General features: G+C 68.5%; 25 protein-coding genes and 2 tRNA genes. 12 read left to right on the top strand and 15 right to left on the bottom strand.

The features are described from left to right. Position 1 precedes the first annotated feature (1 nt). Positions 2-2,011: a TPM domain-containing protein gene (locus tag CKW34_RS15235; protein WP_059380848.1), complete on the bottom strand. Its 2,010-nt coding sequence runs from the start codon at positions 2,009-2,011 to the stop codon at positions 2-4. Between the two features lie 86 nt (positions 2,012-2,097). Between CKW34_RS15235 and CKW34_RS15230 the strand changes: the two genes are divergently transcribed. The 3 genes from CKW34_RS15230 (at position 2,098) to dnaG (ending at position 6,075) form a co-directional block, all read left to right on the top strand. Further along, complete coding sequence (locus CKW34_RS15230) at positions 2,098-2,790, top strand: YdcF family protein (protein WP_059380849.1); 693 nt, start codon at positions 2,098-2,100, stop codon at positions 2,788-2,790. 38 nt (positions 2,791-2,828) lie between these two features. Further along, the gene (locus tag CKW34_RS15225) at positions 2,829-4,100 is read left to right on the top strand and encodes a deoxyguanosinetriphosphate triphosphohydrolase (RefSeq protein ID WP_059380850.1); all 1,272 of its coding nucleotides are present in this window, start codon (positions 2,829-2,831) and stop codon (positions 4,098-4,100) included. A gap of 79 nt (positions 4,101-4,179) precedes the next feature. Continuing rightward, entirely contained in the window at positions 4,180-6,075 is a 1,896-nt protein-coding gene (gene dnaG / locus CKW34_RS15220; RefSeq protein WP_059380851.1) for a DNA primase, read from the top strand. 4 nt (positions 6,076-6,079) lie between these two features. Here dnaG and CKW34_RS15215 read toward each other — a convergent pair whose 3' ends face one another. After that, on the bottom strand, positions 6,080-6,325 hold the full coding sequence (locus tag CKW34_RS15215; RefSeq protein WP_059380852.1) for a hypothetical protein: 246 nt from the start codon (positions 6,323-6,325) through the stop codon (positions 6,080-6,082). 148 nt (positions 6,326-6,473) lie between these two features. Between CKW34_RS15215 and CKW34_RS15210 the strand changes: the two genes are divergently transcribed. The 3 genes from CKW34_RS15210 (at position 6,474) to CKW34_RS15200 (ending at position 7,315) form a co-directional block, all read left to right on the top strand. Continuing rightward, a tRNA-Asn gene (locus tag CKW34_RS15210) sits at positions 6,474-6,546 on the top strand. A 192-nt stretch (positions 6,547-6,738) separates the two neighbouring features. Further along, a tRNA-Ile gene (locus tag CKW34_RS15205) sits at positions 6,739-6,812 on the top strand. Between the two features lie 122 nt (positions 6,813-6,934). Continuing rightward, on the top strand, positions 6,935-7,315 hold the full coding sequence (locus CKW34_RS15200) for a hypothetical protein (RefSeq protein WP_080968136.1): 381 nt from the start codon (positions 6,935-6,937) through the stop codon (positions 7,313-7,315). Here the strand turns inward: CKW34_RS15200 and CKW34_RS15195 are convergent. Then, complete coding sequence (locus CKW34_RS15195; protein WP_059380854.1) at positions 7,312-7,758, bottom strand: hypothetical protein; 447 nt, start codon at positions 7,756-7,758, stop codon at positions 7,312-7,314. The two genes, CKW34_RS15200 and CKW34_RS15195, sit on opposite strands and share 4 nt — an antisense overlap. Before the next feature lie 437 nt (positions 7,759-8,195). Here CKW34_RS15195 and nhaA point away from each other — a divergent pair, with 437 nt between their 5' ends. Continuing rightward, entirely contained in the window at positions 8,196-10,049 is a 1,854-nt protein-coding gene (gene nhaA, locus CKW34_RS15190; RefSeq protein ID WP_059380894.1) for a Na+/H+ antiporter NhaA, read from the top strand. A gap of 63 nt (positions 10,050-10,112) precedes the next feature. Here the strand turns inward: nhaA and CKW34_RS15185 are convergent, their stop codons facing one another. Beyond that, on the bottom strand, positions 10,113-10,856 hold the full coding sequence (locus CKW34_RS15185) for a TetR/AcrR family transcriptional regulator (protein WP_059380855.1): 744 nt from the start codon (positions 10,854-10,856) through the stop codon (positions 10,113-10,115). 73 nt (positions 10,857-10,929) lie between these two features. Between CKW34_RS15185 and CKW34_RS15180 the strand changes: the two genes are divergently transcribed. Then, complete coding sequence (locus CKW34_RS15180; RefSeq protein WP_059380856.1) at positions 10,930-11,319, top strand: VOC family protein; 390 nt, start codon at positions 10,930-10,932, stop codon at positions 11,317-11,319. Positions 11,320-11,329: 10 nt separating this feature from the next. On the opposite strand, the gene CKW34_RS15175 is transcribed toward CKW34_RS15180, so the two are convergent. After that, complete coding sequence (locus tag CKW34_RS15175) at positions 11,330-11,767, bottom strand: VOC family protein (RefSeq protein ID WP_059380857.1); 438 nt, start codon at positions 11,765-11,767, stop codon at positions 11,330-11,332. Between the two features lies 1 nt (position 11,768). Further along, positions 11,769-12,341, bottom strand: coding sequence for a DinB family protein (locus CKW34_RS15170; RefSeq protein WP_059380858.1), 573 nt, complete (start codon positions 12,339-12,341; stop codon positions 11,769-11,771). A 61-nt stretch (positions 12,342-12,402) separates the two neighbouring features. Between CKW34_RS15170 and CKW34_RS15165 the strand changes: the two genes are divergently transcribed. Continuing rightward, a complete protein-coding gene (locus CKW34_RS15165) occupies positions 12,403-13,368 on the top strand; it encodes a helix-turn-helix transcriptional regulator (protein WP_059380859.1) in 966 nt (321 codons plus the stop codon). A gap of 28 nt (positions 13,369-13,396) precedes the next feature. Here CKW34_RS15165 and CKW34_RS15160 read toward each other — a convergent pair whose 3' ends face one another. From CKW34_RS15160 to CKW34_RS15145, 4 genes are all read right to left on the bottom strand, one after another. Then, positions 13,397-14,434, bottom strand: coding sequence for an alpha/beta hydrolase (locus tag CKW34_RS15160; RefSeq protein WP_080968131.1), 1,038 nt, complete (start codon positions 14,432-14,434; stop codon positions 13,397-13,399). Between the two features lie 199 nt (positions 14,435-14,633). Continuing rightward, the gene (locus CKW34_RS15155) at positions 14,634-15,785 is read right to left on the bottom strand and encodes a thiolase family protein (protein WP_059380860.1); all 1,152 of its coding nucleotides are present in this window, start codon (positions 15,783-15,785) and stop codon (positions 14,634-14,636) included. Positions 15,786-15,816: 31 nt separating this feature from the next. Next, entirely contained in the window at positions 15,817-16,236 is a 420-nt protein-coding gene (locus CKW34_RS15150) for a Zn-ribbon domain-containing OB-fold protein (RefSeq protein ID WP_059380861.1), read from the bottom strand. Between the two features lie 143 nt (positions 16,237-16,379). Further along, on the bottom strand, positions 16,380-18,032 hold the full coding sequence (locus CKW34_RS15145; protein ID WP_059380862.1) for an MBL fold metallo-hydrolase: 1,653 nt from the start codon (positions 18,030-18,032) through the stop codon (positions 16,380-16,382). A 168-nt stretch (positions 18,033-18,200) separates the two neighbouring features. On the opposite strand from CKW34_RS15145, the gene CKW34_RS15140 reads away from it, so the two are divergent. The 3 genes from CKW34_RS15140 (at position 18,201) to CKW34_RS15130 (ending at position 20,823) form a co-directional block, all read left to right on the top strand. Next, positions 18,201-19,328 carry an NDMA-dependent alcohol dehydrogenase gene (locus CKW34_RS15140; protein ID WP_059380863.1) on the top strand — a complete coding sequence of 376 codons (1,128 nt, stop codon included), beginning with the start codon at positions 18,201-18,203 and terminating at the stop codon, positions 19,326-19,328. Between the two features lie 52 nt (positions 19,329-19,380). Beyond that, on the top strand, positions 19,381-20,193 hold the full coding sequence (locus CKW34_RS15135; protein ID WP_059380864.1) for a serine hydrolase domain-containing protein: 813 nt from the start codon (positions 19,381-19,383) through the stop codon (positions 20,191-20,193). A 123-nt stretch (positions 20,194-20,316) separates the two neighbouring features. Next, complete coding sequence (locus tag CKW34_RS15130; RefSeq protein ID WP_059380865.1) at positions 20,317-20,823, top strand: DUF3145 domain-containing protein; 507 nt, start codon at positions 20,317-20,319, stop codon at positions 20,821-20,823. 112 nt (positions 20,824-20,935) lie between these two features. Here CKW34_RS15130 and CKW34_RS15125 read toward each other — a convergent pair whose 3' ends face one another. The 5 genes from CKW34_RS15125 to CKW34_RS15105 form a co-directional block, all read right to left on the bottom strand. Next, on the bottom strand, positions 20,936-22,369 hold the full coding sequence (locus CKW34_RS15125) for an acyl-CoA carboxylase subunit beta (protein WP_016691371.1): 1,434 nt from the start codon (positions 22,367-22,369) through the stop codon (positions 20,936-20,938). A 91-nt stretch (positions 22,370-22,460) separates the two neighbouring features. Next, positions 22,461-23,717: a KasA/KasB family beta-ketoacyl-ACP synthase gene (locus tag CKW34_RS15120; protein ID WP_167388361.1), complete on the bottom strand. Its 1,257-nt coding sequence runs from the start codon at positions 23,715-23,717 to the stop codon at positions 22,461-22,463. After that, the gene (gene acpM / locus CKW34_RS15115; protein WP_016691373.1) at positions 23,714-23,992 is read right to left on the bottom strand and encodes a meromycolate extension acyl carrier protein AcpM; all 279 of its coding nucleotides are present in this window, start codon (positions 23,990-23,992) and stop codon (positions 23,714-23,716) included. Before acpM ends, CKW34_RS15120 begins: the two co-directional genes overlap by 4 nt. 120 nt (positions 23,993-24,112) lie before the next feature. Beyond that, the gene (locus CKW34_RS15110) at positions 24,113-25,030 is read right to left on the bottom strand and encodes an ACP S-malonyltransferase (RefSeq protein ID WP_080968137.1); all 918 of its coding nucleotides are present in this window, start codon (positions 25,028-25,030) and stop codon (positions 24,113-24,115) included. 128 nt (positions 25,031-25,158) lie between these two features. Next, positions 25,159-26,472, bottom strand: a complete 1,314-nt coding sequence (locus CKW34_RS15105) for a PucR family transcriptional regulator (RefSeq protein WP_230823462.1) — start codon at positions 26,470-26,472, stop codon at positions 25,159-25,161. Positions 26,473-26,479: the final 7 nt, after the last annotated feature.

Raw genomic sequence — 26,479 nt, 5'->3', positions numbered from 1 at the left:
TCTAGAAGCGTCCTCCGCTCGATCCGCCGAAGCCGCCGCCCCCGAAACCACCGCCGCCGAAGCCGCCCCCACCGAAACCGCCGCCGAAACCACCACCGCGGCCGCTGTTGAGCACGCTGTTGATGAGGATGCCCCCGAGCACGGCGCCGGCGACGTTGCCGCCCGACGAACCACCGCGGGGCGGACGGTGCTGGTTGTTCCAGCGCTGCACGTCGTTCTGGGCGCTGCGCAGTGCCTGCGCGGCCAGCGACGCGGCGGACCGCGCGTACTGGATGGCCGCCGCCGGGTCGGACTCGGCTGCCTGCTGCGCGGCCTGCAGGTGCCGCTGGGCCTCCGACAGGCGGGTGCGTGCCTGGGCACCCACGACGCCGCGGCGCGTCCCGATGAAGTCGGCCGCGGCGGTGACCTGCGCCTGCGCCGCGCTCAGATCCTGCTCGAGGCGGCGACGCATCTCCTCGGCCTGCTGCTTGGCCTGCCGCGTCCGGGCACGCAACTCGTCGAGCCGCGCATCGGCCTCGACGACCCGCGTGAAACTGCCCAGCGGGTCGGTGTGCTGCTCGGCCCGAGCGTGTTCGAGGGCTTCCTGCACGGCCTTCAGGGCGTCGACGAGTTCGGGGCCGCCCGCGTCGAGGAGCTGCTTCGCGTCGGCGACACCCTGTTCGGCGTCCTCCACCGCGGCGGGAAGCGTCGCGATCGCGCGCCGGATGTCCTCCGCCGCATGGTCGAGCGCGTCGAGCAGCGTCGCGGCATGCCCCAGTGCGCGTTCGGCCTCGCGGATCGCGCGCACGGCGTCGCCCTGCTCACCGACCGGTCGCGCCACCGCGGTGCGGCCCTGGTCGATCGCGTTCTCCGCGAAGGAGATCTCCTCCCGGGCCAGCGAGACGTTGTCCACCACCGGGGTCAGGGCGCCGGTGGGGAACTCCGAGTGCAGCTGCCCGAGGATCCGCTCGGCCTCCGGGATGCGGGCCGTCAGCGCGATCGCGCGCTGCGTGAGCCCGTCCAGACGGGCCGGAGCGTCGAGCAGCAGATTCCGCATCTTGTCGAACGCCTCGACCTGCGCGTCGAGTTCGCGGTTCGCCTGCCCACACGAGGAGACGAGCTGCACGAGCATGTCGCGCTGCTGTTCGGGCGTCTCGGGGATGTCGTCGTCGAGACGCTGACGGATCTCGAAGGCGTTCGCCAAGGCGACCTGCGCCTGCCGGTGCGCGCGGTCGAAGGGAGCCACCGCCGAGTCCCCGAACTCGCCCCGGGCGAGCTCGAGCGCTTCGGCACTGGACCGCACCGCGTTGTCGGTGTCCACCAGGAGGGTCTGCGCGTACTGGTCGAGACCCTCGATCGGCAGACCGCGCAGGGCGGTGGTGTCGGCCGGATCGATCTGCGCGGCCTGCGCTGCACCGGCCTCGGCGCGCTTCTTCTTCGACCGCCGGTTGTAGGCGTAGACACCGGCACCGCCGGCTGCGATGACACCGCCGCCGACGAGCAACGTCGTCACCGGAGCGGCCGACGGCGTAAGGGCGTTGCTCAACCCGTCGGCCGCACCCACGGCGGCACCTGCCCAATCACTGTTGCGTAGCGCCGGCACGACGTCGGACGAGCTGATCCGGTCGCGTTCGCTCTCGGAGATCTCCGAACCCGTCGGTGTCCACAGCGCGAACTCGCGGTCGTCGGTCGCGACCGCCAGCAGGGCGGTGTCGGGACCGAAGTTGCTCGCCTGCGCGGTGGCCTGCGCCCAACTGTCGTAGTCGCGTCCGTCGAAGCTCGACACGTAGGTCACCCACAACTGCAGGCCGTGCTCGTCGTACAGGGTGTTCGTCGCTTCCTGGATCCGTGCGACGTCGGCGTCGTCGAGCACGCCCGCCGTGTCGGTGATCGGCTGGGGGAGCCGCGAGGGTGGCTCCGCGGACGCCGACGCGGGAAGGAGCAGCCACGCGGCCACTGCCAGCAGGGCGGGGACGAATGCGAGCGCGGACCGTGCAGGTCGCCGGGGCGGTGCGGCCGATACGTGTGCCATGGAATCGAATCTAGTGGCTGCGAGGTGAGGACGGGGTCGGCGCGTCGTCCGGTCGACGCGTTCTCGTTCGCTGGCAGAATCAGGGGGTGAGCACCGCATCCCGCCGCACCGGCACCACCGCGACGTACACCGGGGACGACCTCGGGGTCGGCGCGCGCATCGCGCGCTGGCTCCGGCGACTGATCGTCGGGGTGCTGCTCGCCGCCGTCCTCGTCGTCGGCGGCACGGCGTTGCGGGTGTGGCAGGTCGCGCGGATCGACGACCGCACCCCAGCCGACGCCATCGTCGTGCTCGGGGCCGCCCAGTATTCGGGCACACCGTCGTCGGTCTTCGAGGCCCGCCTCGAGCAGGCCCTCAAGCTCTACGAAGCGGGAGTGTCGCCGCGGATCGTCACCGTCGGCGGCAAGCAGGAAGGCGACCTGTTCACCGAGGCCGCGGCGGGCAAGAACTATCTCGTCTCGCGCGGGGTGCCCGCCGAGGCGATCGTCGCCGTCGAGGAAGGCTCGGACACACTGCTCAGCGTCGAGGCCGTCAGCCGCGAGATGTCGGATCTGGGCCTGTCGTCGGTCGTGCTCGTCAGCGACCCGTGGCATTCGCTGCGCACCCGGACCATGGCGCGCGACGCCGGTCTCGACGCCTGGACAGCTCCCACCCGCCAGGGTCCGGCAGTGTTCACCCGCGAGTCGCAACTGCACGGCATCGCCCGCGAGACCGGCGCGTTGATCTGGTACCAGATCACCCACTTCTCCGCCGATTTCCCGTACACGGCGCAGCAGTGAGGCGGAACGTAGGGTCTTCGGTGACGGAAGGCAGTGTGATGCAGGGCTACAGCGAACACGATCTCGAACGGCGCGTCGCCGAGCCGCGCAAGACCTCGGCGCTCGCCGGGTCCGAGGGAGCGGCGTCCGAGCGGACCGCCTTCGCACGCGACCGTGCACGCGTGCAGCACTGTGCGGCCCTGCGCCGCCTGGCCGACAAGACACAGGTCGTCGGCCCCCGCGACGGCGACACCCCGCGCACCCGCCTGACCCACTCGATGGAGGTCGCGCAGATCGGCCGCAGCATCGCCGAAGGGCTCGGCGCCGACCCCGATCTCGTCGACCTCGCCGGCCTCGCCCACGACATCGGGCACCCGCCCTACGGGCACAACGGCGAGCGGGCACTCGACGCGGTCGCCGAGTCCTGCGGTGGCTTCGAGGGCAACGCACAGAACTTGCGCATCCTCACCTGCCTCGAACCGAAGATCCTCTATCCCGACGGCACGAGCGCGGGCCTCAACCTCACCCGGGCCTCGCTCGACGCGACGCTCAAGTACCCGTGGACGCGTCCGCGCCCGGGCGCGAAGTTCGGTTCGTACGACGACGACGCCGAGGTCCTCCACTGGATCCGCGAAGGGGCACCCGAGCGCCGCAAGTGCCTCGAGGCGCAGATCATGGACTGGTCCGACGACGTCGCGTACTCGGTGCACGACCTCGAGGACGGCGTGATCGACGGTCGCATCGACCTGCGGATGCTCGACGATCCCGACGAGGTCTCCGGGCTCATCGAGGTGGGCATGCGCGAGTTCTCCGGTCTCGACCCGGCCGAGCTGACCGAGGCGGCCAAGCGGTTGTCCTCCATGCCGGTGGTCCGCGCCGTCGGCACCTTCGACGGCACCCTCGCCTGCTCCGTCGCGCTCAAGAAGCTGACCAGCGAGCTGGTGGGCCGCTTCGCCAACGCGGCGATCCTCGGAACCCGGGAGGCGACGGAGGGCCGGCGCGTGACCCGATACGACGCCGACCTCGTGGTCCCGCCGATCGTGGTCTCGGAGGTCGCGTTGCTCAAGACCATGGCGCTGCAGTTCGTCATGTCCGACCGCGCCCACCGCAGCCGCCAGGAATCGCAACGCGAACGCATCCACCGCGTCGCCGAGTGGTTGCTGCGCACCGCTCCGGTCGGTCTCGACCCGTTCTTCGTCGCCGCCTGGAAGGCCGCGCCCGACGACGCTGCGAAGGTGCGGGTCGTGGTCGATCAGATCGCGTCGTGCACCGAGTCGCGCCTCGAACGGATCGACCGGGACAGCCTCGCCGCGCAGGCGAGCTGGGGCTGACGGGACTCGAGCGAACGCGACGGCCGGTCGTGCCCGACCGTCGTGCCGGGCAGTCTGCGCCGCGGCTTAGACTCGTCTCGTGGCCGGCCGTATTTCAGACAGAGACATCGCGGCCATTCGCGACCGCGTGCGCATCGAGGACATCGTCGGCGAGTACGTCGCACTCAAGCGCGGGGGCGCCGACTCGCTCAAGGGCCTGTGTCCCTTCCACGACGAGAAGTCCCCGTCCTTCCACGTGCGGCCCAATCACGGGCACTACCACTGCTTCGGTTGCGGTGAGGGCGGCGACGTCTACTCGTTCCTGCAGAAGATCGAACACGTCAGCTTCGTCGAGGCCGTCGAGCAGCTCGCCGAGCGTGTCGGCTACACGCTGAACTACGAGGGCGGCGGTCCTTCCGTCCAGCGCGACCGGGGCACTCGTGCCCGGCTGGTCGCGGCGAACGCGGCCGCCCAGCAGTTCTATGCCGAGCAATTGCGCACGCCCGACGCCCAGGCCGCCCGCGAGTATCTGACCGAACGAAACTTCGACCAGGCGGCCGCCGAGACGTTCGGCTGCGGCTATGCACCCGCCGGTTGGGACGCGCTCACCAAGCACCTCCTCGGCCAGGGGTTCGATTTCTCGGAACTCGAGGCCGCCGGACTGTCCCGGCAGGGACGCCGCGGTCCGATCGACCGTTTCCACCGTCGTCTGCTGTGGCCCATCCGCAATCTGGCGGGGGACGTCATCGGCTTCGGTGCCCGCCGTCTGTACGACGACGACCAGATCACCGCCAAGTACATGAACACGCCGGAAACGGTGCTGTACAAGAAGTCTCAGGTACTGTTCGGTCTCGACCTCGCCAAGCGCGAGATCGCCAAGTCGCACCAGGCCGTGATCGTCGAGGGATACACCGATGTCATGGCCATGCACCTGGCCGGTGTGAAGACCGCGGTCGCCGCGTGCGGCACCGCCTTCGGTGACGAACATCTCGCGCTGCTGCGCCGCCTGCTCATGGACGACAGCTTCTTCCGCGGGGAGATCATCTACACCTTCGACGGCGACGATGCCGGTCGCGCGGCGGCGATGAAGGCGTTCGAGGGCGATCAGAAGACCGCCGCGAAGACCTACGTCGCGATCGCCCCCAAGGGTATGGATCCGTGTGAGTTGCGGCAGCAGTCGGGCGACGGCGCGGTGCGCGACCTCGTGGCCCGCCGCACCCCGATGTTCGAGTTCGTCGTGAAATCGATTCTTGCCGAACACGATCTCGACACCGTCGAAGGTCGTGTGGAGGCCCTGCGCCGGTGTGTCCCCGTCGTCGGCCGGATCAAGGACCGCACGATCCGCGACAACTACGCGGTGCAACTCGCGCACTGGACGGGGTGGGACGACATCCCCACCGTGCGACGGCGCGTGCAGGAGGAAGCGCGGCGGGGAGTCCGTGCACCGGAAGCGAGGACGCGGCCTGCGACGGCCGCGGCGGAGCCCGCCTCGGCCTTGCGACGTCCCCGCCCGAACGATCCCGCGCTGTGGCCGCAGCGCGACGCGCTGAAGGCTGCGCTGCAGTATCCGGGCATCGCCGGGACCGTCTTCGACTCCCTGCCGCCCGAGACCTTCACCGACCCCGCCTACGCGGCCGTGCGGCGGGCCGTCGCCGACGCCGGTGGAACCGCAGCGGGCCTCGGGGGAGCCGAATGGGTCGACGCCGTGGGTAGGGCAGCGACCGATCCCGTCGCGCATTCGCTCGTGATGGAACTCGCCGTCGAACCCGTCCCCACCGAAGAGGACCGGCTGCCGCGCTACATCGGTGGCGTGCTGGCCCGACTGCAGGAGGTCTGGGTCGGCGAGCAGGTGGCCGAACTGAAGTCCAAACTGCAGCGCATCTCCCCGGCCACCGAGTCCGAGGAGTTCCACGCCCTGCTCGGCGACCTCATGGCGCTCGAACAGTACAGGCGGAGCCTGCTCGACCAGGCCATCGGTGACGGCCTGGCCGGCTGACGGTCTACTTCTTCAACTGGTCCCGCGGAATCATGATCGTGGTCGTCTCGTCGATCGGCTTCATCGGTTCGAGCTTGGGCTGAGGGCTGAGCGAGTCGGCGAGCTTCTGCCGGCCCACCTCGATCGCCTTCTTCGTGACGGGGCTCGCGGCCACCGCCTTGGCCGTCTTGCTGAGCTGTTCGTACCTCGCGCGACCCGCTCGGGTGCCGAGCACGTACCCCGCAGCGACCCCGACCAGCAAACCCATCAATGTGTTGTCCTTCCACCCGTGACTGCGTCGTCCCCATCCTGCCCGATGACCCCGCAGCATGCCCACAAGCAGGCGATTTGGTGCTGCGGCGGGTGGGACGCTATGGTTTTTCACGCACCGGGGGAAACCGCGGAGCACCGCAGGACAATCCCCTGTAGCTCAATTGGCAGAGCATTCGACTGTTAATCGAACGGTTGCTGGTTCGAGTCCAGCCGGGGGAGCGCCTACAGAATCCTCCCACCCGTCACGGGTGGGGGGATTCTGTGCATCCGGGGGTCTGCTGATGCGGCAGGACATCCATGGATGTGATCTCTGTTACTTCACACCCGGCAGAGTGTCGCCCGCTGCGTCCGGGTAGCATTCGATCGCGCCGTGCGACGAGTGCGGCACTGTGCGACGCGTGTCGTCGCGACGGGGCGGTAGCTCAGTCGGTTAGAGCCGCGGACTCATAATCCGCTGGTCGCGGGTTCGAGCCCCGCCCGCCCCACATCCTCTGCTCGCGGCCGCGAGATGTTCCTGCTCGGCGGAACGGTAGCGTTCGACCCCATGAGTACCCTTCGAGAAGTCGGCGAACGCGAGGCGTGGCGTTGCTGGTTGTGCGACGAGCCCGTGGACCCCGACATGTCGGTCAACGACCCGCGCGGTCCCAGTATCGACAGCATCAACACCGCCAAGAAGGGTGGTAAGGGCAAGGGCGGAGTCGAGCGACTCGCGCACCGCGCCTGCAACACCAAGAAAGGTGCCGTCAAACCCGTGGTGCCGTGGCCCGACCGGTTGTTCGTCGTCGACCCGGCGCCCATCATCGGCGTCGTCGAGCAGCTCACGCGCAAGGGTGGTCGCGTCGCCGTTGCCCGGTGTCCCGAGAAGTCGGACGCGGAGGACGCCTCGGAGTGGCTCCTCGACCGCTTGTCGCGCCTCGAGCCGGGAATGCGGTTCGACACCAGGATCGAGTCGGCCGGCGGCGGATACCTCCTCGTGCTGACGGCCTAGCCGGAAGCCAGCACCAGTCCGGAATGATCCAGTGACTCGGCGGAGACCTCGATCTCGGTGAGCACCGTTCCGTCGTCTCTCAGCAGCGTGTAGCGACCCGGCATGAGCCCGGTGAACAGGAACCAGCCGTCGCTCGTCGTGACGATGCTGCGGTCGATGTACTGCTCGCACACGTCCCGTCCGACCAGGTGAACCGTGGTGGACGGGTGGAAGACGCCTCCGATCCGCCCGCTCGCCACCGCTCCCATCGCATCCGGTGGATCCGGATGGTCGCCGAGCTCGCCCGGACGCCGGATGGGCGCGCCGTCCGGCGGCGCACACACCGGGACCGAGGAGTGCGACGACCGGGCGTACGCGACCGTCGGGTCGGCCCCGCCGACCGAGACGGGCCGGTATGTCATCGCCGCGATGAGCACCCCTGCTCCCACTGCGGCGAACAACATCCATCGAACTCTTCGGGCCGTTCCCCTGTGCAGCAACGGATCCACCTCCTCTCCGTAAGAGAACTTAGGAAAGTTGTTCTCGCCGAGGGTTATTCGGAACCGATGCTTCGGTGGATCGTGACGATACCCGGCGTGGACGCGCAGGGCTATCGTCCGTCGAGGCGACATGTAGTGGCGGAATGTAACGGTCGGGCTGTCGAAACGCCGAAATCGGTTGTTGGCACAACGATTCGGTCTAGTTTCGGGTGAGGTCGGTAGTCGGAGGGGTGCAATCCGCCTCCTGTACGGCGGAACCGGTTGCACTGTTGTGTTCGGACAATGCAGGTCCGAACGGCCGATACCGGAAGTAATCGCCCCGGGGCCCGGCGTTGTGCGATGTCGTCGGCGTACTCACCGGCACCGAGTTGCTCGAAGCGGACTGCGGAACGAGGGAGCACATGACGGTCGACGAGAATCCGACGACGCTCCGCCGGGCGTCCGACCTTCTGGCAGGGGTCCGCGACGGCACGGACGACGACACGCTCGCGGCAGGCGTCGTACTCGCGGCGACCCTGATCGCTCTGGTCTGGGCCAACCTGGGCGACTCGTACGAGGCGTTCTGGCACACGCCGCTCAGCATCAGCATCGGCGACTACGGCATCGATCTCGACCTCGAGCACTGGGTCAACGACGCCGTCATGACGCTGTTCTTCTTCGTCGTCGGCCTCGAGGTCAAACGCGAGCTCACCATGGGAGAGCTCACCGACCGGACGCGCGCGGCGGTCCCGCTTGTGGCGGCAATCGCGGGTCTCGCCCTACCTGCGGGACTGTTTCTGCTGCTCAACCCCAGTGGGGAGGCCGCAGGAGCGTGGGGCGTCGTCGTGTCCACCGACACCGCATTCGTGCTCGGTGCGCTCGCGCTGGTCGGGCCCCGCTGCCCGGCCCGGCTGCGCGTCTTCATCCTCACGCTGGCCGTGGCCGACGACATCGGCGCCCTCGCCATCATCGCCTTCGTCTATACGGACAATCTGCAGCCGGTTTTCCTCATACCCGCGGCGATCGGACTGCTGCTGATCCTGCAGTTCCGTCGGCTCGAAGTGTGGCGGGGCGTCGTCTACTTCGTCGTCGCGGCCGGGACGTGGGTGGCGTTCTACGAGTCCGGCGTGCACCCGACCCTTGCCGGTGTGCTGATCGCGTTGATCCTTCCCGTCTATCCGCCGCGTCGCAGCGAGGTGGAACGTGCCGGCGAACTCACGCGGGCGTTCCGGCAGTCGCCCAACTCCGACTACGCGCGCGCCGCGCAACTCGGGGTGCTCCGCGCGGTGTCCGTGAACGAGCGGCTGTTACGGCTCTACCGGCCGTACACGGCGTTCCTCGTCGTGCCGATCTTCGCCCTCGCCAACGCGGGTGTGGTGATCTCCGCCGAGACCGTCGGCACTGCGATCCGGTCGCCGATCACGTGGGGCGTCGTCCTCGGTCTCGTGGTGGGCAAGCTGGTGGGCATCACCGCGGCCACCGCCGTCTTCTCGAGCCTGCGTCCGGGCAGCCTGCCGCCGGGACTCACCCTCTCGCACGTCGGTGGGGGTGCCGCGCTCGCCGGCATCGGGTTCACGATCTCACTGTTCATCGTGGATCTGGCGATCGAATCTCCCGAAGCGGCCAACGACGCCAGAATCGGCGTACTTCTCGCGGCTGTTCTCGCCACGGCGCTGGGCTGGGCTTTGTTCCGGCTGTCCGACCGCCTGAATCCGCCGCAGGGACCTGCCGGGCTCGTGCTGCTGCGTCCGGTGGATCCGGACCGCGACCACATACGGGGACCGGTCGACGCTCCGCTCACACTCGTCGAGTACGGAGACTTCGAGTGCCCGTTCTGCAGCAAGGCCACGGGCAGCATCCGGGACGTGCGCGGCCATTTCGGCGACGACCTGCGGTACGTCTTCCGGCACCTGCCCCTCGACGAGCATCATCCCCACGCGCGGTTCGCCGCCGAAGCGTCCGAGGCCGCCGCCGCGCAGGGTCGCTTCTGGGACATGCACGACCACCTGTTCACCCACAGCGACGCTCTGTCCCGCGACGAGATCTACGAACACGCCCAGCAGCTGGGTCTCGACATGGACCGGTTCGACGAGGACCTTCGCCTGGGGCGGTACCGTCACCGCGTCGAGGACGATGATCTCGACGCCGAGACCAGCGACGTCTTCGGAACGCCCACCTTCTACCTCGGCGTCACCGGCTCGGACCTCACCCGGCACACCGGCCCGTTCGACGCGGCGACGTTGATCCGCCGCCTCGAAGCGGTGCGCGAAGGGTGATGCGATCCGGGTGGATCCGACCCCGGAAAACGGGGCCGGATCCACAGGAATCGTGACGGGCTCTCAGCGGATGGTGGGCACCCCGCCATTCGAGACGAGCGGTTCGAGTCCGTCGAGGACGCGTTGCAGTCCGAACTCCCACGCGTGGTGCGGGCTGTAGGCGGCGTTCATCTCCGCCCCGGCCGCCGCGCCCACCCGCTGCGCGAGGGGATGGTCGTCGCCGAGATAGTGCGCCAGGCGTTCGTTCCATCGCGCCCAGGCTTCGCCCATGTCGGCGGCGTGCGGGTCGGGGCGTCGCGCTCGGGCCGCGCCGCGAACGAAGTCCGCGACGAACGTGAGCGCGGCGTCGCGATCCGTGTCGCCGAGGGACGTTCCGTCGAAGGCGTGGAGTTCGTGGTCGTACTTCGCGATCGTGCCGGGTCCGAGGGACATGCGTTGATCGTCGACGTCGAGCAGCCACCAGTGCGCGGCGTAGTGCTCGAGTTCGGCCTCGGCGACCTGCCGTACCCGATCCCGCCACGACGGGAACTCGTAGGGCGGCCGGGATTGCCGAGCGTGGACCTCGTCGACCATGAGGACGATCAGATCGTCACGCGACCCGACGTGGGTGTAGAGGGCCATGGCGGAGATACCCAGATCGGTCGCGAGGCGACGGATCGTCACCGCGTCGAGGCCTTCCGCGTCGGCGACGGTGACGGCCGCGTCCACCGCGGAACTGGTGGTGACCTTGGCCTTCGGGCCACGTGAACCACCGGTCGGCGCATCGGGATGCTCGCGCCACAGCAGGTCGATCAGATCGCGCGCCATAAATGCCTCCCGAAAACTCGCTCTCCGGAGTACTCTATACGACGTACAAGGTTTATGTCCCGGGGGAGGTCCTATGAAAATCGGTTCCACAGCACTGTCGCTCAACGTCGCCGACACGGCCGCATCGGCAGATTTCGCGATCCGGCACTTCGGTTTCACCGAGGAGATGTCGGCGGACGGATTCGTCTCGTTGACTCACCCGGACGCAGGCTTCAACATCGTGTTCCTGCGTACCGGGCTGTCGACCTTCAAGCCCGAATCCGTCGCCGGCCCGGCCGGTCAGGGCATGCTCATCGCCTTCGTCGTCGACGACGTCGACACCGAGTTCGCGCGCATCGCGGAAGCCGGTGCGACGGTGGTGACCGAGCCGGAGACCGAGCCGTGGGGTGAACGGTACTGCCAGTTCGCCGATCCCAACGGGATCATCTGGCAGCTCGTCCACTGGGTCTCCGAACCGGCCTGATCCGCGAGGCTCAGTCGAGACAGAATTCGTTGCCCTCGGGGTCGGCCATCACGATGTGGCCGGCCCCGAACGGCGGTGCGGGGTCGTGACGTTGCAGCCGCGTGGCCCCGCGCGCGACGAGCCGTTCGGCCTCGGCTTCCAGGGCGGCCATGCGCTCGGCGCCGTCGAGTCCGGGCGCTGCACGCACGTCCAGGTGCACCCGGTTCTTGGCCTGCTTGCCTTCGGGTACCTTCTGGAAGAACAGCCGGGGTCCTGCTCCGTCCGGGTCGACGACGGCCGAGGCGTCGTTGCGTCGTTCGAGCGGCACCCCCATCGCGTCGAGTGCGTCGTCCCACGACACGAAATTGCCGGGCGGCTTCTGGAGTTCGTAGCCGAGGGCGTCCGCCCAGAAATCCGCGAGTGCCGCGGGATCGGCGCAGTCGAACGTGATCTGGATGTCGCGGGCCATGTCAGCTCGCCTCCTGTCGGGCGCGGGTACGGGTGTGCAGGTAGAGGTCCCGCAGGAGGCAGACCTCGGACAGATGGTGGATGAGTTCGCGGTGGATGTGCAGGACCAGCATGCCCATCGGGTACTCGGCGTACGGTCCTTCCGCTTCACCGCACGGCCGGGCGAGTCCGTATTCCCCGAGGGACTCGACGCCTGCGATCCACGTGGCGAGTTCGGCATCGAGCTGGGCGAGGGCCTCGTCCGCGGTCGCTGCGTACTCGAACGACGAATAGTCGGTGGGGGTGCGTCCGAAGTGGCTCGCATTGCGCATCGCCAGAACGCCGACGATCACGTGCCCGAGACGCCATGCGATGGTCGTGAACGGGGGTGGATCGGGTTCGGGGAACGCGAAATCGATGGTCATCGCCCCGGCTCCCGCCTGCACGGGAGCCGTGCCCGTCCCACGCGGCCGAACACTCCAGCAGTCCGGTGCGGGTTCGAAGAAGTACTCGTCGTCGGTGAGGCCGTCGAGGCGGCGGCGCACCGGATAGTCGAGTTGCTGTCGCAGTAGGTGATTCCGGTCGAGTTCTGTCATGGCTCCAGGTTGACGCATATTCCGGACAGATTCGGTCCGTGATCCGTGCGACGATCGTCGTGTGACCGTCGAGTCGACCACCGAACGGGTCCTGCGGGTGCTGGCGCTGTTGCAGAGCCGCCCGTCGTGGACGGCCGTCGAACTCGCCGCGGAACTCGGCGTGACCGATCGGTCGGTGCGCCGCGACGTCGATCGGCTGCGTGCCCTCGGCTATCCCGTCCGCGCGACTCCCGGCGTCGGCGGCGGCTACCAACTCGGTGCCGGCACGAGACTGCCGCCGCTGCTCCTGCACGACGACGAAGCGATCGCGACGGCGGTGTCGCTGCGACTGGCGTCGGGCAGCACGATCGCCGGTGCCGCCGAGGCGGCCCTGCGCGCACTGGCCAAGCTCGATCAGGTGATGCCACCGCGTCTGCGCGAGGAGGTACGGGCGATCTACGGTGCCACGGAGACCGTCGTCGGCGCGAGCACCGAGATCGACGCCGACACGCTGCTGGCGTTGGCCCGCGCATGCCGCGACGCGACCCGCGTGCGGTTCCGGTACACCACCCGGCAGGAGGTGGACGACGAACGCACCGTCGAGCCGGTCCGGATGGTCGCCACGGGGCAGCGCTGGTACCTCATGGCGTGGGATGTCGATCGCGACGACTGGCGCACCTTCCGGCTCGACCGCATGCGCGACGTGGCCCCCACGACGTGGCGGTTCCGGCCACGGCAGCATCCCGATCCGGTGGCCTACGTCCAGCGTTCGGTGACGGAGTCCCCCTACCGGTACATCGCGCGGATCCGCTTGCGGGCGGACGCCGACCAGGTGCGCGACATGGTGCCACCGCAGGTCGGGCGGGTCGAGGACGACGAGGACGGGTGGTGCGTGCTCGTCGTCGGCGCGGACGATCCGGACTGGGTCGTGATGCACGTCGCGCGAATGGGTTTCGAGGCGGTCGTCCTCGAGCCGCCGGAACTTCGGGCGGCCGCGGACCGGCTCGCGACGCGCCTCGCCGCGATCGCTTCCCGCTCCGATCGGTGACGGGTCGACGCGGCATCCCGTTGCGGGATCAGGCCTCCGCGCCCATGGATTCGGCGAGGATCGGCCATGCCTTCCGGAGGTCGTCCTCCCAGTAGCCCCACGAATGTGTTCCGTCGGAATCGAGTTCGGCCGTGACCGGGATGTCGAGCGATTCGAGCCGGTCCACCAGCTGGCGCGTGCAGGCGTTCGTCGCGGCCTCGATCGCCCCGCCCGCGACGATCTGCGTCGCGAACGATTCGCCGGCCGCTCGTTCCTGACCCGGGATGTCGTACGGGCCGGGCAGGCCGTTGCGGCTCGACAGGTACAAGGCCTTGCCGCGCAGGCCTTCCGCGTTGAGGTAGACGTCGTGCTCGGCCCAGCGCGGACCGTCGGCCGGACCCCACATGTTCTCGACGTCGCCCTTGCCGCGGCGCTCGACGACGAGCCTCACGTACAGCTGACCGATCGGATCGCTGGTGCGCACGCATCCGCTGAGAGAGGCGACGCCGGAGTACAGGTCGCCGCTCCGGATCGCGAGGTCCAGCGCGGAGCCGGCGCTCATGGACATCCCGATGATCGACTGCTTGCCGTCGGTGTCCAGCAGCTCGTCGACGACCGGCGGCAGTTCTTCGATGAGGAAGGTCTGCCACTGGTTGCGGCCGAGGACCGGATCGTCGAGATCCCAGTCGGTGAAGTAGCTGAAGTTGCCGGTGGCGGGGATGACGACGTTGGCGTTCTTGTCCGAGAAGAACTCGGCGATGTCGCTGCTCTCCATCCATCCGGTGCCGTCGATCACGCCGACGCCCGCGCCGCCGAGGGCGTAGACGACCGGTCGGGGCTCGCTCGGGTCGGCCGGGCGCAGGACGTCGAGGGGGACGACGGTGTCCATGGCCGGGGAGTAGACGCGGACCGTCCAGTGCTGGTCGGTCACCTCGTCGACGCCATCGACGTAGGCGGTGGTGGGTTCGGCGTCGGGCTGCTCGGGATCGGCGTGCGCGGTGGCGGTGCCGAACACGAGCGCCGACAGGCCTGCGAGACCGACCGCAAGGCTGCGGAAGCCACGACGGGACGCGACGGATCGACGCACGGATGAACTCCTCGACTCGAAGTGATGCTGATGAGTCGTCCCCCGCGTTCGACCCGCTGAGCTGGACAGTACCTTCCTCCGGTTGCGAAAAGTGCCTCGGGGTGTTGTGATTCCGGACTCGCGGTGTCCCTGGGGCGAGTTCGGCCACCGCACTCGGGATCTCGTGCGGCGGCCGAACTTTCGTGCGGTTACGTGGTACTCAGAGTGACAGGATCGACGCGGCTGCGGTGCCGGGGGCACCGTAGACCTGGGCGAGGCCCACCTTCGGCTCGCCCGGAACCTGCCGCTCGCCGGCCCGACCACGCAGCTGCAGCACCAGTTCGTGGACCTGGCGGATGCCGGAGGCGCCGATGGGTTCACCGTTGGCGATGAGACCACCGTCGGTGTTCACCGGGAGGGATCCACCGATCTCGGTGGCGCCCTCGGCGATCAGCTTCTCCTGGTCGCCGTCGGCGCACAGCCCGGTCTCGGCCATGTGGATCACCTCCGCGCCGGCGTCGGTGTCCTGGAGCTGGGCGACATCGACGTCCTCGGGGCCGATCCCGGCGGCCTCGTAGGCGGCCTCGGCCGCGTAGACGGTGGGGGAGACGTCCTCCTCCACCGACGCCCACGTCGCGTGGACCTCGTACGCGCCGTATGTGCGGGTGCGAATCGCTGTGGAACGCAGGTAGACCGGCTTGTTGGTGGTGTACTTCGACACCAGGTCGCCACGGCACATGATCACCGCTGCGGCACCCTCGTCCGGCGCGCAGAACATCTTCGCCGTGAGCGGGTAGTTGAGCATCGGCGACGAGAGGATCTCCTCGATGCTGAACTCCGTGCGGCGGAAGGCCTTCGGGTTGAGGCCGCCGTTGCGATAGTTTTTCGCCGCGACCCGCGCGAGAGTCTCGTGCGAGATGTTGTGGTCGATGGCGTAGCGGTTCGCCTTCATGCCGAAGAATTTGGTGGTGACGAACTGTCCGTTCTCGGCGTACCAGTCGGGCAGGCCGAGCATGGCGGGATCGGCGGTGAAGGCGCCGCGGGGGTGCTTGTCGGTGCCCACAGCGATGCCGATGTCGTACTTGCCGGAACGGATCCCGTCGGCGGTCTGCTCGATCGCGCTGGCGGACGTCGCGCACGCGTTGAACACGTTGGTGAAGGGAATGCCGGTCAGGCCGACGAGGCGGGTGACGGCGTCGGTGTTGTCGACCTCGTAGCTGCCGCCGATGCCGAACTGGATGTCCTTCCAGGCAACGCCCGAGTCCTCGAGCGCGAGCTGGATTGCGTCTGCGGCCATTTCGATGGCCGACTTGGCGCCGAATCTACCGAACGGGTGAAGACCCACCCCGATGATGGCAACGTCGTTCATGATGTCGGGAACTCCTCGATGGGATGTGTACGGATCAGATCGGCGCGAAGGCCCACGTGACGATGTCGGTGCCCTCTTCGTCGGTGTAGAAGGGGACGAAGGTGAGCTCGACCTCCATGCCCGGGCGCAGTTTCTCGGGGTCGCTCTCCACGAGGCGGGCCTCGACGCGGACCACGTCGTCGAGCTGGACGAGGCCGAACGCGAAGGGTGTGAAGGTCGCCGCCGTCTCGTTGCCCGCGTAGGGCTGCTTCGGCACGAAGCCCTGCGTGGTCCATGCCACGAGCGTGCCGCGACGCGGCAGCAGCAGCTCCGAGATGTTCGCCCCGCTGCACCGGGGGCAGCGCGGCTGGGTGGGCCACGTGGTCGCGGAGCAGTCGTCGCAGCGGCTGCCGATGAGCTGCGGGTTCTCTGCCGGCCACGTGGATACGTCGGGCGCGAGCGCCTTCGTCGTCATGGTTCGTCCTCCGTTGTCCGATGCCGATGCGGCGGCCCTCGCCGCGGTCGAACATGAGGATCACGTTAGACGGAAATGCCATTCTCTACAATGAGAGGACGGATATCGCGCGAGACGATTCTCGCGGGAATGAAGGGAGCGGCTCAGAATCGGCGCCTCCGGCGAGGTGGTGGCTTGCGCCGACCCGGCCTCGAGTGGCGTCGGTGCTCCTCCGGGGGTGGGGCGCCCGTGCGGTATTCGTCGAGCACCCTCCGCATCGCGGCGATCGCGCGCTCCCGGGTGCGCGGATCGTCGATCTCGAGCAGCTGGTCGCGCAGGCCGGTGGCGAATTCGGCGTACTCGTTCTGCCAATCACGGCCGACGCGCACCGGTGCCGGCGGTGCGACCGTGGCGATGTGCTCGGGCGGACCGCCCGCCACGAGCCGGTATCGGGCGCCGATCTCCGGGACGACCACGTTCAGTCCGGCATCGAGTTCGTGCAGCGATGCCGTGAAGGCGGCGAGCGCATCGGGTTCTCCGTGGTCGAGGAAGACCGCACCGGAGATCGGCGCGCGTTGCCCGACCCATTGCACCAACTCGCCGCGGTCGGCGTGCGCGGAGTAGCTGTCGATCCGCCGGATCCGTGCCCGGACATCGATGTCCTCACCCGAGATCCGGACCTTCGGCGCACCCTCGAGGATCACCCTTCCGAGCGTGCCCTGCGCCTGATAGCCGACGAAGAGCACCGTCGAGTCGGGGCGGGCGAGGTTGTTCCGCAGGTGGTGCCGAACCCGTCCCGCCTCGCACATCCCGGAGGCCGCGATGATGATCGCGCGATGGTAGCTGTCGATCCGCATCGATTCCTCGGCCTCGGCGGTGTACCGGATGCCCGGATGGCGGAAGACGTTCCGGCCGTCGAGGTCCTCGAGTTCTCCGGCGTATGCGGCGAAGACGTCGGTCGCGCGGATCGCGAGCGGGGAGTCGACGAAGACCGGCACCTCCGGAATGCGCTCGTCGTCGAGCAGGTATCCGATGTCGAGCAACAACTCCTGGGTGCGTTCGAGCGCGAACGACGGCACGATCAGGTTGCCGCCCCGCTCGAGTGCCTCGTTCACCTCCCGGGCCAGGAGGTCGCGGCGCTCGGCGATCGTGAGTCGAGGGCGTGAGCGGTCCCCGTAGGTGGATTCGCAGACGACGTAGTCGAGTCCGGTCGGACCTTCCGGATCGGCATGGAAGGCCTTCTGTTCCGGCCCCAGATCGCCCGAGAACAACATCCGCACACCGCCGGCCTCGATCTCCGCCGAGGCCGATCCCAGGATGTGTCCGGCATTCCACAGGCGGACCCGGAAACCGGGCGCCGGTTCGAACCACTCCTCGAGCGGTACCGGCCGGGCGCGTGAGGCGGCGAGCCGGGCGTCCTCCTCGGTGTAGATCGGGTGGAACTTCGCCCGGTTCGCGCGGTCGCGCCGCCGATTGCGGCGCTGGGCCTCGAACTCCTGGATCCGCGCCGAGTCGGCGAGCATGAACGAGAGCAGCTCGGCCGTCGGGGCGGTGCAGAAGATGTGGCCCTCGAAGCCCCGCGCGACGAGCTTGGGGAGCAGCCCACAGTGGTCGATGTGGGCGTGGGTGAGGATCACCGCGTCGATCGACTCGGGGGCGAACGCGAACTCCGCGACGTTGAGCTTCTCGAGGCTGCGCGAACCCTGGAACATCCCGCAGTCGACCAGGATGCGGGCGTCGCCGAGTTCGATCGTCGCGCACGAGCCGGTGACGGTTCTCGCCGCGCCGTGGAAGGTGAGTTCCGGATTGTCGGGCACGGCATCTCCTCGGACGGTCGGGCGGTGGTGACCCGCGGTGCTTCGGTCTCACGGTATCCGCGGGCGCATGTCGATCGGACCGGGACGAGGTCTAGAACCTGTTCCAATTCTGTGCGATTGTGTCTATCGTCACGTGCACAACCGGCAATGCGATGGAGGGCGAGCCAGATGAAGACCAAGGGTGCAGTGCTGTGGGGCATCGACGAGCCGTGGTCGGTCGAGGAGATCGAACTCGGTGATCCCGTCGCTGGTGAAGTGCAGATCCGCATGGAAGCCGCCGGTATGTGCCACTCCGACCATCACATCGTCACGGGCGCAACCCCGATGCCGTCCTTCCCCGCCATGGGCGGTCACGAGGGCGCGGGTGTGATCACCAAGGTCGGCGAGGGAGTGGTGGGCCTCGAGGTGGGCGACCACGTCGTGCTGTCCTTCATCCCCGCGTGCGGGCGGTGTCCGTCCTGTGCCTCGGGGCACTCGAACCTGTGCGATCTGGGCGCCGGACTGCTCAGCGGCCAGGCGATCTCCGACGGCACCTACCGCATCCAGGCGCGCGGCCAGAACGTGATCGCGATGTGCCTGCTCGGCACCTTCTCGCCGTACATGACGGTCAACCAGAGCCAGGTCGTCAAGATCGACAAGGACGTGCCGTTCGAGCTCGCCGCCCTCGTCGGCTGCGGCGTGCCCACCGGCTGGGGTTCGGCGACGAACATCGCCGAGGTCAAGGCCGGCGATTCGGTTGCCATCATCGGCGTCGGCGGTGTCGGCATGAGCGCCCTGCAGGGTGCCGTGGCCTCCGGTGCGCGCCACGTCTTCGCGATCGACCCGGAACCGTTCAAGCGCGAGCAGGCGCTGAAGTTCGGTGCCACGCACACCTACGCCTCCATCGAGGAGGCCATCGTGCCGATCATGGAGATCACGTGGGGCCGCATGTGCCACTCGACGATCATCACCGTGGGCGAGATGAAGGGTGAGCTGGTCGATCCCGCGCTGACCCTCACGGCCAAGGGCGGCCGGTGCGTCGTCACGGCGATGGGCTACATGTCCGACATGGACGTCAAGCTCAACTCGTTCCTGTTCTCGATGCTCCAGAAGGACCTCAAGGGCAACATCTTCGGTGGCTGCAATGCCCGCGTCGACATCCCGAACCTGCTCGACCTGTACAAGTCCGGCCAGCTGAACCTGGCCGACATGGTCACGCGTACCTACACCCTCGAGCAGATCAACGACGGATACCGGGACATGCTCGAGGGCAGGAACATCCGCGGCGTCATCCGGTACACCGAAGCCGACTGGTGACCGGCACCGACCGGTGACCTCGCCGCGCCGGGCCGTCTCGTAGGCTGATCGCGTGCACAGCCTCGATCTGCTCAGCGACTGGCCTGTCGACCGTTCCGCCGCCGCGGTGGTGACCCGCGACGGCGGAACGGTCGCGTCCAGGGGAGACCTCGACGGGATCTTCCCGCTCGCGTCCGTGACGAAGCCGCTCGTGGCGTACGCCGCGCTGATCGCCGTCGAGGAGGGCGCGATCGAGCTCGACCGGCCCGCGGGTCCCGAAGGGTCGACGGTGCGGCATCTGCTCGCCCACGCCTCGGGTCTGGCGTTCGGTGAGCGCATCGTGCAGACCGAACCCGAACGGAAGCGGATCTACTCGAGTGCGGGCTTCGAGGTGCTCGCCGAACTCGTCGAGGCGGAAACCGGTATCGAGTTCCCGGAATACCTCCGCCAGGCGGTCTTCGAACCGCTCGGCATGCAGTCCTCGTCCCTGCCGGGCTCGGCCGGCCACGGAGCGCAGTCCTCGGTCGCCGATCTCGCGTTGTTCGCGCGCGAGCTCCTCGAGCCCGTGCTGATCTCGCACGAAACCCTCGCCGAGGCGACCAGCGTGCAGTTCCCGGGTCTGAACGGGCTCGTCCCCGGCTACGGGATGTTCAAGCCCAACGACTGGGGTCTCGGATTCGAGATCCGCGGGGAAAAGAATCCGCATTGGACCGCGACCGGTAATTCACCGCGTACTTTCGGTCATTTCGGTCAATCGGGCACGTTCATTTGGGTAGATCCCGAAATTTCCGTCGCCACTGTGGTACTTACTGATCGTGCGTTCGGAGACTGGGCGAAACCGCTCTGGCCTGCCCTCGGGGACGCGATCATCACCGAATTCACATAAACCTCTCTGGTTCGCTGGCGAAACACACGCCACACGGGCACACTTGTACGCAGCCTGCATGGAGAAGCCTTGATCGACGAAGGTCGTTGGGGAAGACGTCCTGGTCGAATCGGAGGTGAATGTATGCGCGCATCCAACCAATTCGCGGATGCCACGGCGGGGGTGATCTATGTCCATTCCTCACCGGCGGCCGTGTGCCCGCACATCGAGTGGGCACTGGCCGACATCCTCGACTGCCGGCCCGATCTCTCGTGGACGGGCCAGCCCGCCGCACCGGGGCTGCTGCGCACCTGCGTCGACTGGGTCGGGCCCGTGGGCACGGCCGCGCGACTGGCCGACGTGCTGCGCTCGTGGCCGATGCTCCGCTTCGAGATCACCGAGAACCCGAGCGAGGGCGTCGACGGCGAACGCTTCAGCTACGTCCCCCGACTGGGCCTGTGGCGCGGGGCAACCAGCGCCAACGGCGACATCGTCGTCGGAGAGATGCGTCTGCGCGCCATGCTGTCCTCCGCCGATGTCACGAGCGAACTGCACCGCGCCCTCGGAACGGCTTGGGACGAAGAGCTCGAGCCGTACCGCAGCGGCGACGAAGGCGCGCAGGTGACGTGGCTCCGCCGGGACGTCGGCTGACCGCGGTCCGCCGCCCCGGTGACGCGACCGGAACGCACCCCACATCTTCCTGATACGAGAACACCGGCACCGCTCCGAGGAGCGATGCCGGTGTTCTCGTGCTGTGTCCGGATCAGAGCGGAATGTTCTTGTGCCCGCCGCGAACTGCGGGTGCGGCGGCGAGCGCGGCGGCCAGCGTGCTGCGGGTGGTGGCGGGATCGATCATCTCGTCGACCACACCGATCGCCATCGCGCGCCCGACGCCACCGGCGATCGCCTCGTGTTCGGCCGCGAGACGGTCGTGCAGCGCCTCACGCTCCTCCTCGGGAGCCGCGGCGAGGGCCTTCTTGTGGAGGATGCCCACAGCGGCCTTCGCCCCCATCACGGCCACCTCGGACTCCGGCCATGCGTAGACGGCGGTGGCCCCGAGCGCCCGGGAGTTCATCGCGATGTATGCGCCGCCGTAGATCTTGCGCGTCACGAGCGTGACGCGGGGAACCTTCGCCTCGGCGAACGCGTGGAGCAGCTTGGCGCCGCGTCGGACGACACCCTCCCACTCCTGGCTCACACCGGGAAGGTAACCGGGGACGTCGACGATGACGACGAGCGGAACACCGAAGGCGTTGCACATCCGCACGAAACGCGCTGCCTTCTCGGCGCTCTCGGAGTTGAGGCAGCCGCCGAGACGGAGCGGGTTGTTGGCGATGACACCGACGGTACGGCCGCCGAGACGGCCGAAGCCGGTGACGATGCTGCGGGCCCAACCGGCCTGCAGTTCCTCGAAGGCGGACTCACCGTCGACGTTGTCGAGCAACTGGTGGACGATCGGCCGCACGTCGTATGCGCGTCGCGGCGAGGCGGGCATCAGCGCCCGCAGGTCGGTGTCGCCGAGCGCCGCAGCGGCGACGTCGAATTCGCCCTGCTCGGCCAGCATCGACACCAGGCGGCGGGCCCGATGCAACGCGTCGGCCTCGTCGTGCGCGGCGATGTGCGCGACACCGGACTTCTTGGTGTGCGTCTCGGGGCCGCCGAGCGACTCCATGTCGACCTGCTCACCGGTGACGCTGCGGACCACGTCCGGTCCGGTGACGAAGACGCGGCCCTCGGGAGCCATGATGACGATGTCGGTCAGGGCCGGACCGTAGGCGGCACCGCCGGCTGCGAAGCCGAGAACGACGGAGATCTGGGGGATCAGACCGGACGCGCGAACCATGGCCTCGAAGACCAGGCCGACGGCGTGGAGGGCCTCGACGCCCTCGGCCAGACGCGCACCACCGGAGTGGAAGATGCCGACCACAGGGATCTCGTGGTCGATGGCGTGGTCGATGGCGGAGACGATGTGCTTGCATCCCTCGACGCCCATGGCCCCGCCCATGACGGTGGCATCGGAGCAGTATGCGACGGTGCGGATGCCGTCGACGTCGCCGACGGCGGCGAGGACGCCCGACTTGTCGCGGGTGTGCAGCAGTTCCAGGCTGCCCGGGTCGAACAGTTTCTCGAGACGGGCCAACGGATCTCTCGGGTCCACCGTCGTCTCACGCGGGGTGGCTGGATCCAGGATGGTCATCGGGTACTCCTCGGGCAGACGCGGTGGTGGTGGGCTGCGGTGGAGGCTCCGGGCGGAGCCTCCACCGCATGGGGCGGACTGGCGTCGACGGTCAGGCGCGACCGAATGCGAGCGCCACGTTGTGCCCACCGAAACCGAACGAGTTGTTCAGCGCGAAATCGATCCGTCCGGAACGTGGTTCGCCCTTCACCACGTCGAGATCGATCTCTGGATCCTGGTTCTCGAGATTCAGCGTGGGCGGGATGACCTCGTCACGCAGAGACAGGACCGTGAGTACTGCTTCGAGTGCACCCACCGCACCGATCGAATGACCGAGCGCGGACTTGGGGGCGTAGATCGCGGCGTGGTTGCCCACGGCCGCGTTGATGGCCTTGGCTTCGGCCACGTCGCCGATCGGGGTGGCCGTCGCGTGCGCGTTGACGTGCCCGATGTCGGCCTTGGTGAGCCCGGCGGTCTCGATCGCCCGCCGCATGGCCCGTGCCGCTCCCGTGCCTTCCGGATCGGGGGCGACGATGTGGTAACCGTCGGAGGTGATGCCGGCGCCGAGGATGCGACCGTGGATGGTCGCCCCGCGTGCCTTGGCATGCTCCTCGCTCTCGAGGACCATCAGTGCGCCGGCCTCGCCGAAGACGAAACCGTCGCGGTCCTTGTCGAACGGACGCGATGCGCCCTTCGGGTCGTCGTTGCGGGTGCTCAGCGCCCGCATCATCGCGAAGCCCGCCGTGGCGACCGCGTCCAGCTGACCCTCGACACCACCGGTGACGACGATGTCGGCGTCGCCGAAGGCGATCATCCGGTACGCGTTGGCGATCGCCTCGGATCCGGACGAGCACGCCGAGACCGGGGTGATGACCCCGGCACGGGCACCGAGTTCGAGCCCGACGGTGGCCGACGGCCCGTTCGGCATGATCATCTGCACCGCGAAGGGCGAGACCTTGCGGTAGCCGCCGTCACGGAGCTTGTCGACGGCGTCGATGAGCGACTCTCCGCCACCGAGGCCCGTACCGATGACCACACCGAGACGGTCCTGGTCGACCTCGGGGCTGCCGGCGTTCTGCCAGACGGTGCGTCCGAGGGTGAGCGCGAGGCGCTCGACGAAGCTCATGCGACGGAGTTCCACGCGGGACAGTCCCTCGTCGGGGCTGACCTTCAGGGTTCCGCCGATGCGCACCGGGAGGTCGAACTCGTCGACGAATCCGCCGTCGATGGTGCCGATCCCGCTCTCACCGGCCAGCAGTGCTTTCCAGGTGGCGTCCACATCGCCGGCGATCGACGTCGTAGCCGCGAGGCTGGTGACGACGACGTTGCGGAGTGCCCGAGGAGAAGGGGAGGTCACAGCAGAACTCATTCGTTGTCGTTCGTGGCCTGAACGCCTGCGGCCTCGAGCTTCTGGATGTAGTTCACGGCGTCACCGACGGTGCGCAGACCGGCGAGATCCTCGTCGGGGATCTTCACGCCGTACTTGTCCTCGGTCTGGACGGCAATCTCGACCATGGACAGCGAGTCGATGTCGAGGTCGTCGACGAAGGACTTCTCGACGGTCACCTCGGAGGGCTCGATGCCGGTGACCTCTTCGATGATCTCCGCGAGACCGGCGATGATTTCTTCCTGGGTGGCGGCCACGATGTGGCTCCCTTCTCGATCTGTCGACTATGTCGTTCGAAACCGGCCGGATGTTTCCGGTCGGGGGTCCGGGGAGTTCCCGGTGAGGTGCCCGTGCTGTGCGACGGCGCGCGCAGCAACCTAACCGAGTTGAAGACTTTCGGCCAGAGCGGAGATCTCCGCGGGGGTCTTGAGGGCGACGGTGGGCGTGCCGCGCATCTCGCGCTTGGCGATGCCCACCAGCGTGCCGGCGGGGGGAAGCTCGACGATCCGGCTCACCTGCGCTTCACGCAGGGAAGCGGTGCACAGATCCCACCGGACGGGCCGGGTGACCTGGGCTGCGAGACGTTCGAGGGCGTCGGCTCCGGAGGTGACGGGCTTGCCGTCGTAGTTCGACAGCAGCGTGTGCGTCGGATCCGAAGGTGTGATCTTCGCCGCGGCGGCAGCCACGGCGTCCTGGGCGGGTGCCATGAATCGGGTGTGGAAGGCACCGGCGACCGGCAGGGCGCGGACTCGGGCCTTCTCGGGCGGGTTCGCAGCGAGCTCCTCGAGCGCACTCAGGCGCCCGGCTGCGACGATCTGACCGGCCGCATTCATGTTCGCGGGGGTCAGATCCAACTCGGCGAGGCGCGCGAGCACCTCGTCCTCGGCACCGCCGAGCACGGCGGACATTCCGGTGGGTTCGAGCGCGCAGGCGCGGGCCATCTCGGCTCCGCGGACGGCGGCGAGGGCGACGGCGTCGTCGGCGCCGATGACACCCGCGATGGCGGCCGCGGCGAGTTCGCCGACGGAGTGGCCGGCGACGATCGTGTCGGCGGGCACGAGGCCGCGACGGTCGAGATCCTCGAAGGCGAGCAGGGCGGAGGCCACCACGAGCGGCTGGGTCACCGCGGTGTCGGTGATCTCCTCGGCGGTGGCAGTGGTGCCGAGACGCGCGAGATCGAGTCCCGCCGTCTGCGACCACTGGTCGATGCGGTCGCGCGCTCCGGACTGCTCGAGCCACGAGGCGAGCATTCCGGGTGTTTGAGACCCCTGTCCGGGGGCAAGCAGCGAAATCACGATCACCAGAGAACACCGCGAGCGGGTACCTGCGAGATGTCGGTAGCGATGAAAGGTTGCCCTCCGATTTGTAGGGTTCCCACAAATCTGCACGTCGGTGCTCGCTATCGGACGAAAGGCCGGAGACGTTACGTGTCCGATTCGCGAATTGTGAATCGAGTGGCAGGTGGTGCAGGCGATCTCAATTCGTTATGGCTTCGTGCCAGGCGACCGACCGTGGCAGCGATTCGGAGCACGTACGCGTCGCGGGGATTTGTGGGATCCCGACCCGTTACTTCTGTGATCCGCTTCAATCGATACCGCACGGTATTTGGATGAACAAACAGCTTCCGGGCACAAGTCTCGACAGCGCCCCCACTGTCGAGGTATGCGTCCAGCGTGTCCGCGAGGGACGGCCCGGCAGCCGCCAGCGGGGCGACGACGAAGTCCTCGAGCGCGGCGATCGCGCCGGGATCACCGAGCAGCGCGCGCTCGGGCAGCAACTCCGCGGCATGCACCGGCCGGGGAGCTCCCGGCCACCCCACGACCGCCTCCATGCCGGCGAGCGCTTCGACGGCGGAGACGTGTGCGGTCGCCAGCGTCGGTGTCGTCGGACCGATCACGACGGGATCGTCGGAGAATGCGCGCATCAGCTCGGTGCGGAAGTTCACCGCGTCGACCGTGCCGTGAAGTTCGCCGCTGACCACCATGACCAGGCGTTCGCCCTGCACCACCGCGAGGGCTGCGCGGCCGTGCTCCTGGGCGACGGTGTGCACTGTGGTGATCACCGAGACACCCTGGTCGGGCGGGGGAGTACCGACGATCACCGTCGCCGGTGCGGTCGCGTCCCAGTTGAGTGTCGCGGCCCGCGACTGCATGTCGGGCCCGGTGTCCCCGCGCACCACGGCGTCGACGACGAGCGCCTCGAGTCGCGTGTCCCAGGCGCCCCGCGACTCGGCCGCACCCGCGTACACCGCCGCGGCGGCGAAACCGAGCTCCCGCCCGTACCGCAGGATCGCCTCGGTGAGCGCCACGAGCTGTTCCTCGTTGCGGGCGAGGGCCGGCAGCCACTGCTCGAAGAACTCCATCGCCGCACGGACCATGTCCACCGTCTGACGAAGAGTCAGACGCCGGGCGAGGTCCTGCGGGATCATCTGGAAGGCGTCGAGGCTGAACCGCAGGTCGCTGTCGGGATTGCGCACCCACTCGAGGAAGTCGACCACCGACGTCTGGATGACCAGCTGCACGGTAGACCGCTGCGACGCGTCGAGATCGGCGAAGAAGGGCAACTGCTCCTGCATGACGTGCACCGCTTCGGTGGACAGTCGCCCCGAGAACTGTTTGACCCGACGGAGCAGCGCGTCGGGCAGCGGTGCCCGCTCGGGGCGGGACGGCGGTACCGGGCGTTCCCTGTGAACGCCCGGTACCTGCCCGGTCCGGCGGGGTTGCGGCTCGTCGACCATGGGACGA

Origin of the sequence: Rhodococcus rhodochrous, from assembly GCF_900187265.1 — a bacterium.
GTDB lineage: Bacteria > Actinomycetota > Actinomycetes > Mycobacteriales > Mycobacteriaceae > Rhodococcus > Rhodococcus rhodochrous.
The sequence above is the reverse complement of the archived record's forward strand: the minus strand, read 5'-3'. Positions and strand labels throughout refer to the sequence as shown.

Bases quoted from the DNA above. Each gene is read 5' to 3' on its own strand.
- CKW34_RS15150 (WP_059380861.1), bottom strand. From the start codon at position 16,236: ATGACGACGAAGGCGCTCGCGCCCGACGTATCCACGTGGCCGGCAGAG.
- CKW34_RS15195 (WP_059380854.1), bottom strand. From the start codon at position 7,758: ATGTTGTTCGCCGCAGTGGGAGCAGGGGTGCTCATCGCGGCGATGACA.
- CKW34_RS15140 (WP_059380863.1), top strand. From the start codon at position 18,201: ATGAAGACCAAGGGTGCAGTGCTGTGGGGCATCGACGAGCCGTGGTCG.
- CKW34_RS15120 (WP_167388361.1), bottom strand. From the start codon at position 23,717: ATGAGTTCTGCTGTGACCTCCCCTTCTCCTCGGGCACTCCGCAACGTC.
- CKW34_RS15170 (WP_059380858.1), bottom strand. From the start codon at position 12,341: ATGACAGAACTCGACCGGAATCACCTACTGCGACAGCAACTCGACTAT.
- CKW34_RS15105 (WP_230823462.1), bottom strand. From the start codon at position 26,472: ATGGTCGACGAGCCGCAACCCCGCCGGACCGGGCAGGTACCGGGCGTT.
- CKW34_RS15235 (WP_059380848.1), bottom strand. From the start codon at position 2,011: ATGGCACACGTATCGGCCGCACCGCCCCGGCGACCTGCACGGTCCGCG.
- CKW34_RS15175 (WP_059380857.1), bottom strand. From the start codon at position 11,767: ATGGCCCGCGACATCCAGATCACGTTCGACTGCGCCGATCCCGCGGCA.
- nhaA (WP_059380894.1), top strand. From the start codon at position 8,196: ATGACGGTCGACGAGAATCCGACGACGCTCCGCCGGGCGTCCGACCTT.
- CKW34_RS15225 (WP_059380850.1), top strand. From the start codon at position 2,829: ATGCAGGGCTACAGCGAACACGATCTCGAACGGCGCGTCGCCGAGCCG.
- CKW34_RS15130 (WP_059380865.1), top strand. From the start codon at position 20,317: ATGCGCGCATCCAACCAATTCGCGGATGCCACGGCGGGGGTGATCTAT.
- CKW34_RS15185 (WP_059380855.1), bottom strand. From the start codon at position 10,856: ATGGCGCGCGATCTGATCGACCTGCTGTGGCGCGAGCATCCCGATGCG.
- CKW34_RS15125 (WP_016691371.1), bottom strand. From the start codon at position 22,369: ATGACCATCCTGGATCCAGCCACCCCGCGTGAGACGACGGTGGACCCG.
- CKW34_RS15180 (WP_059380856.1), top strand. From the start codon at position 10,930: ATGAAAATCGGTTCCACAGCACTGTCGCTCAACGTCGCCGACACGGCC.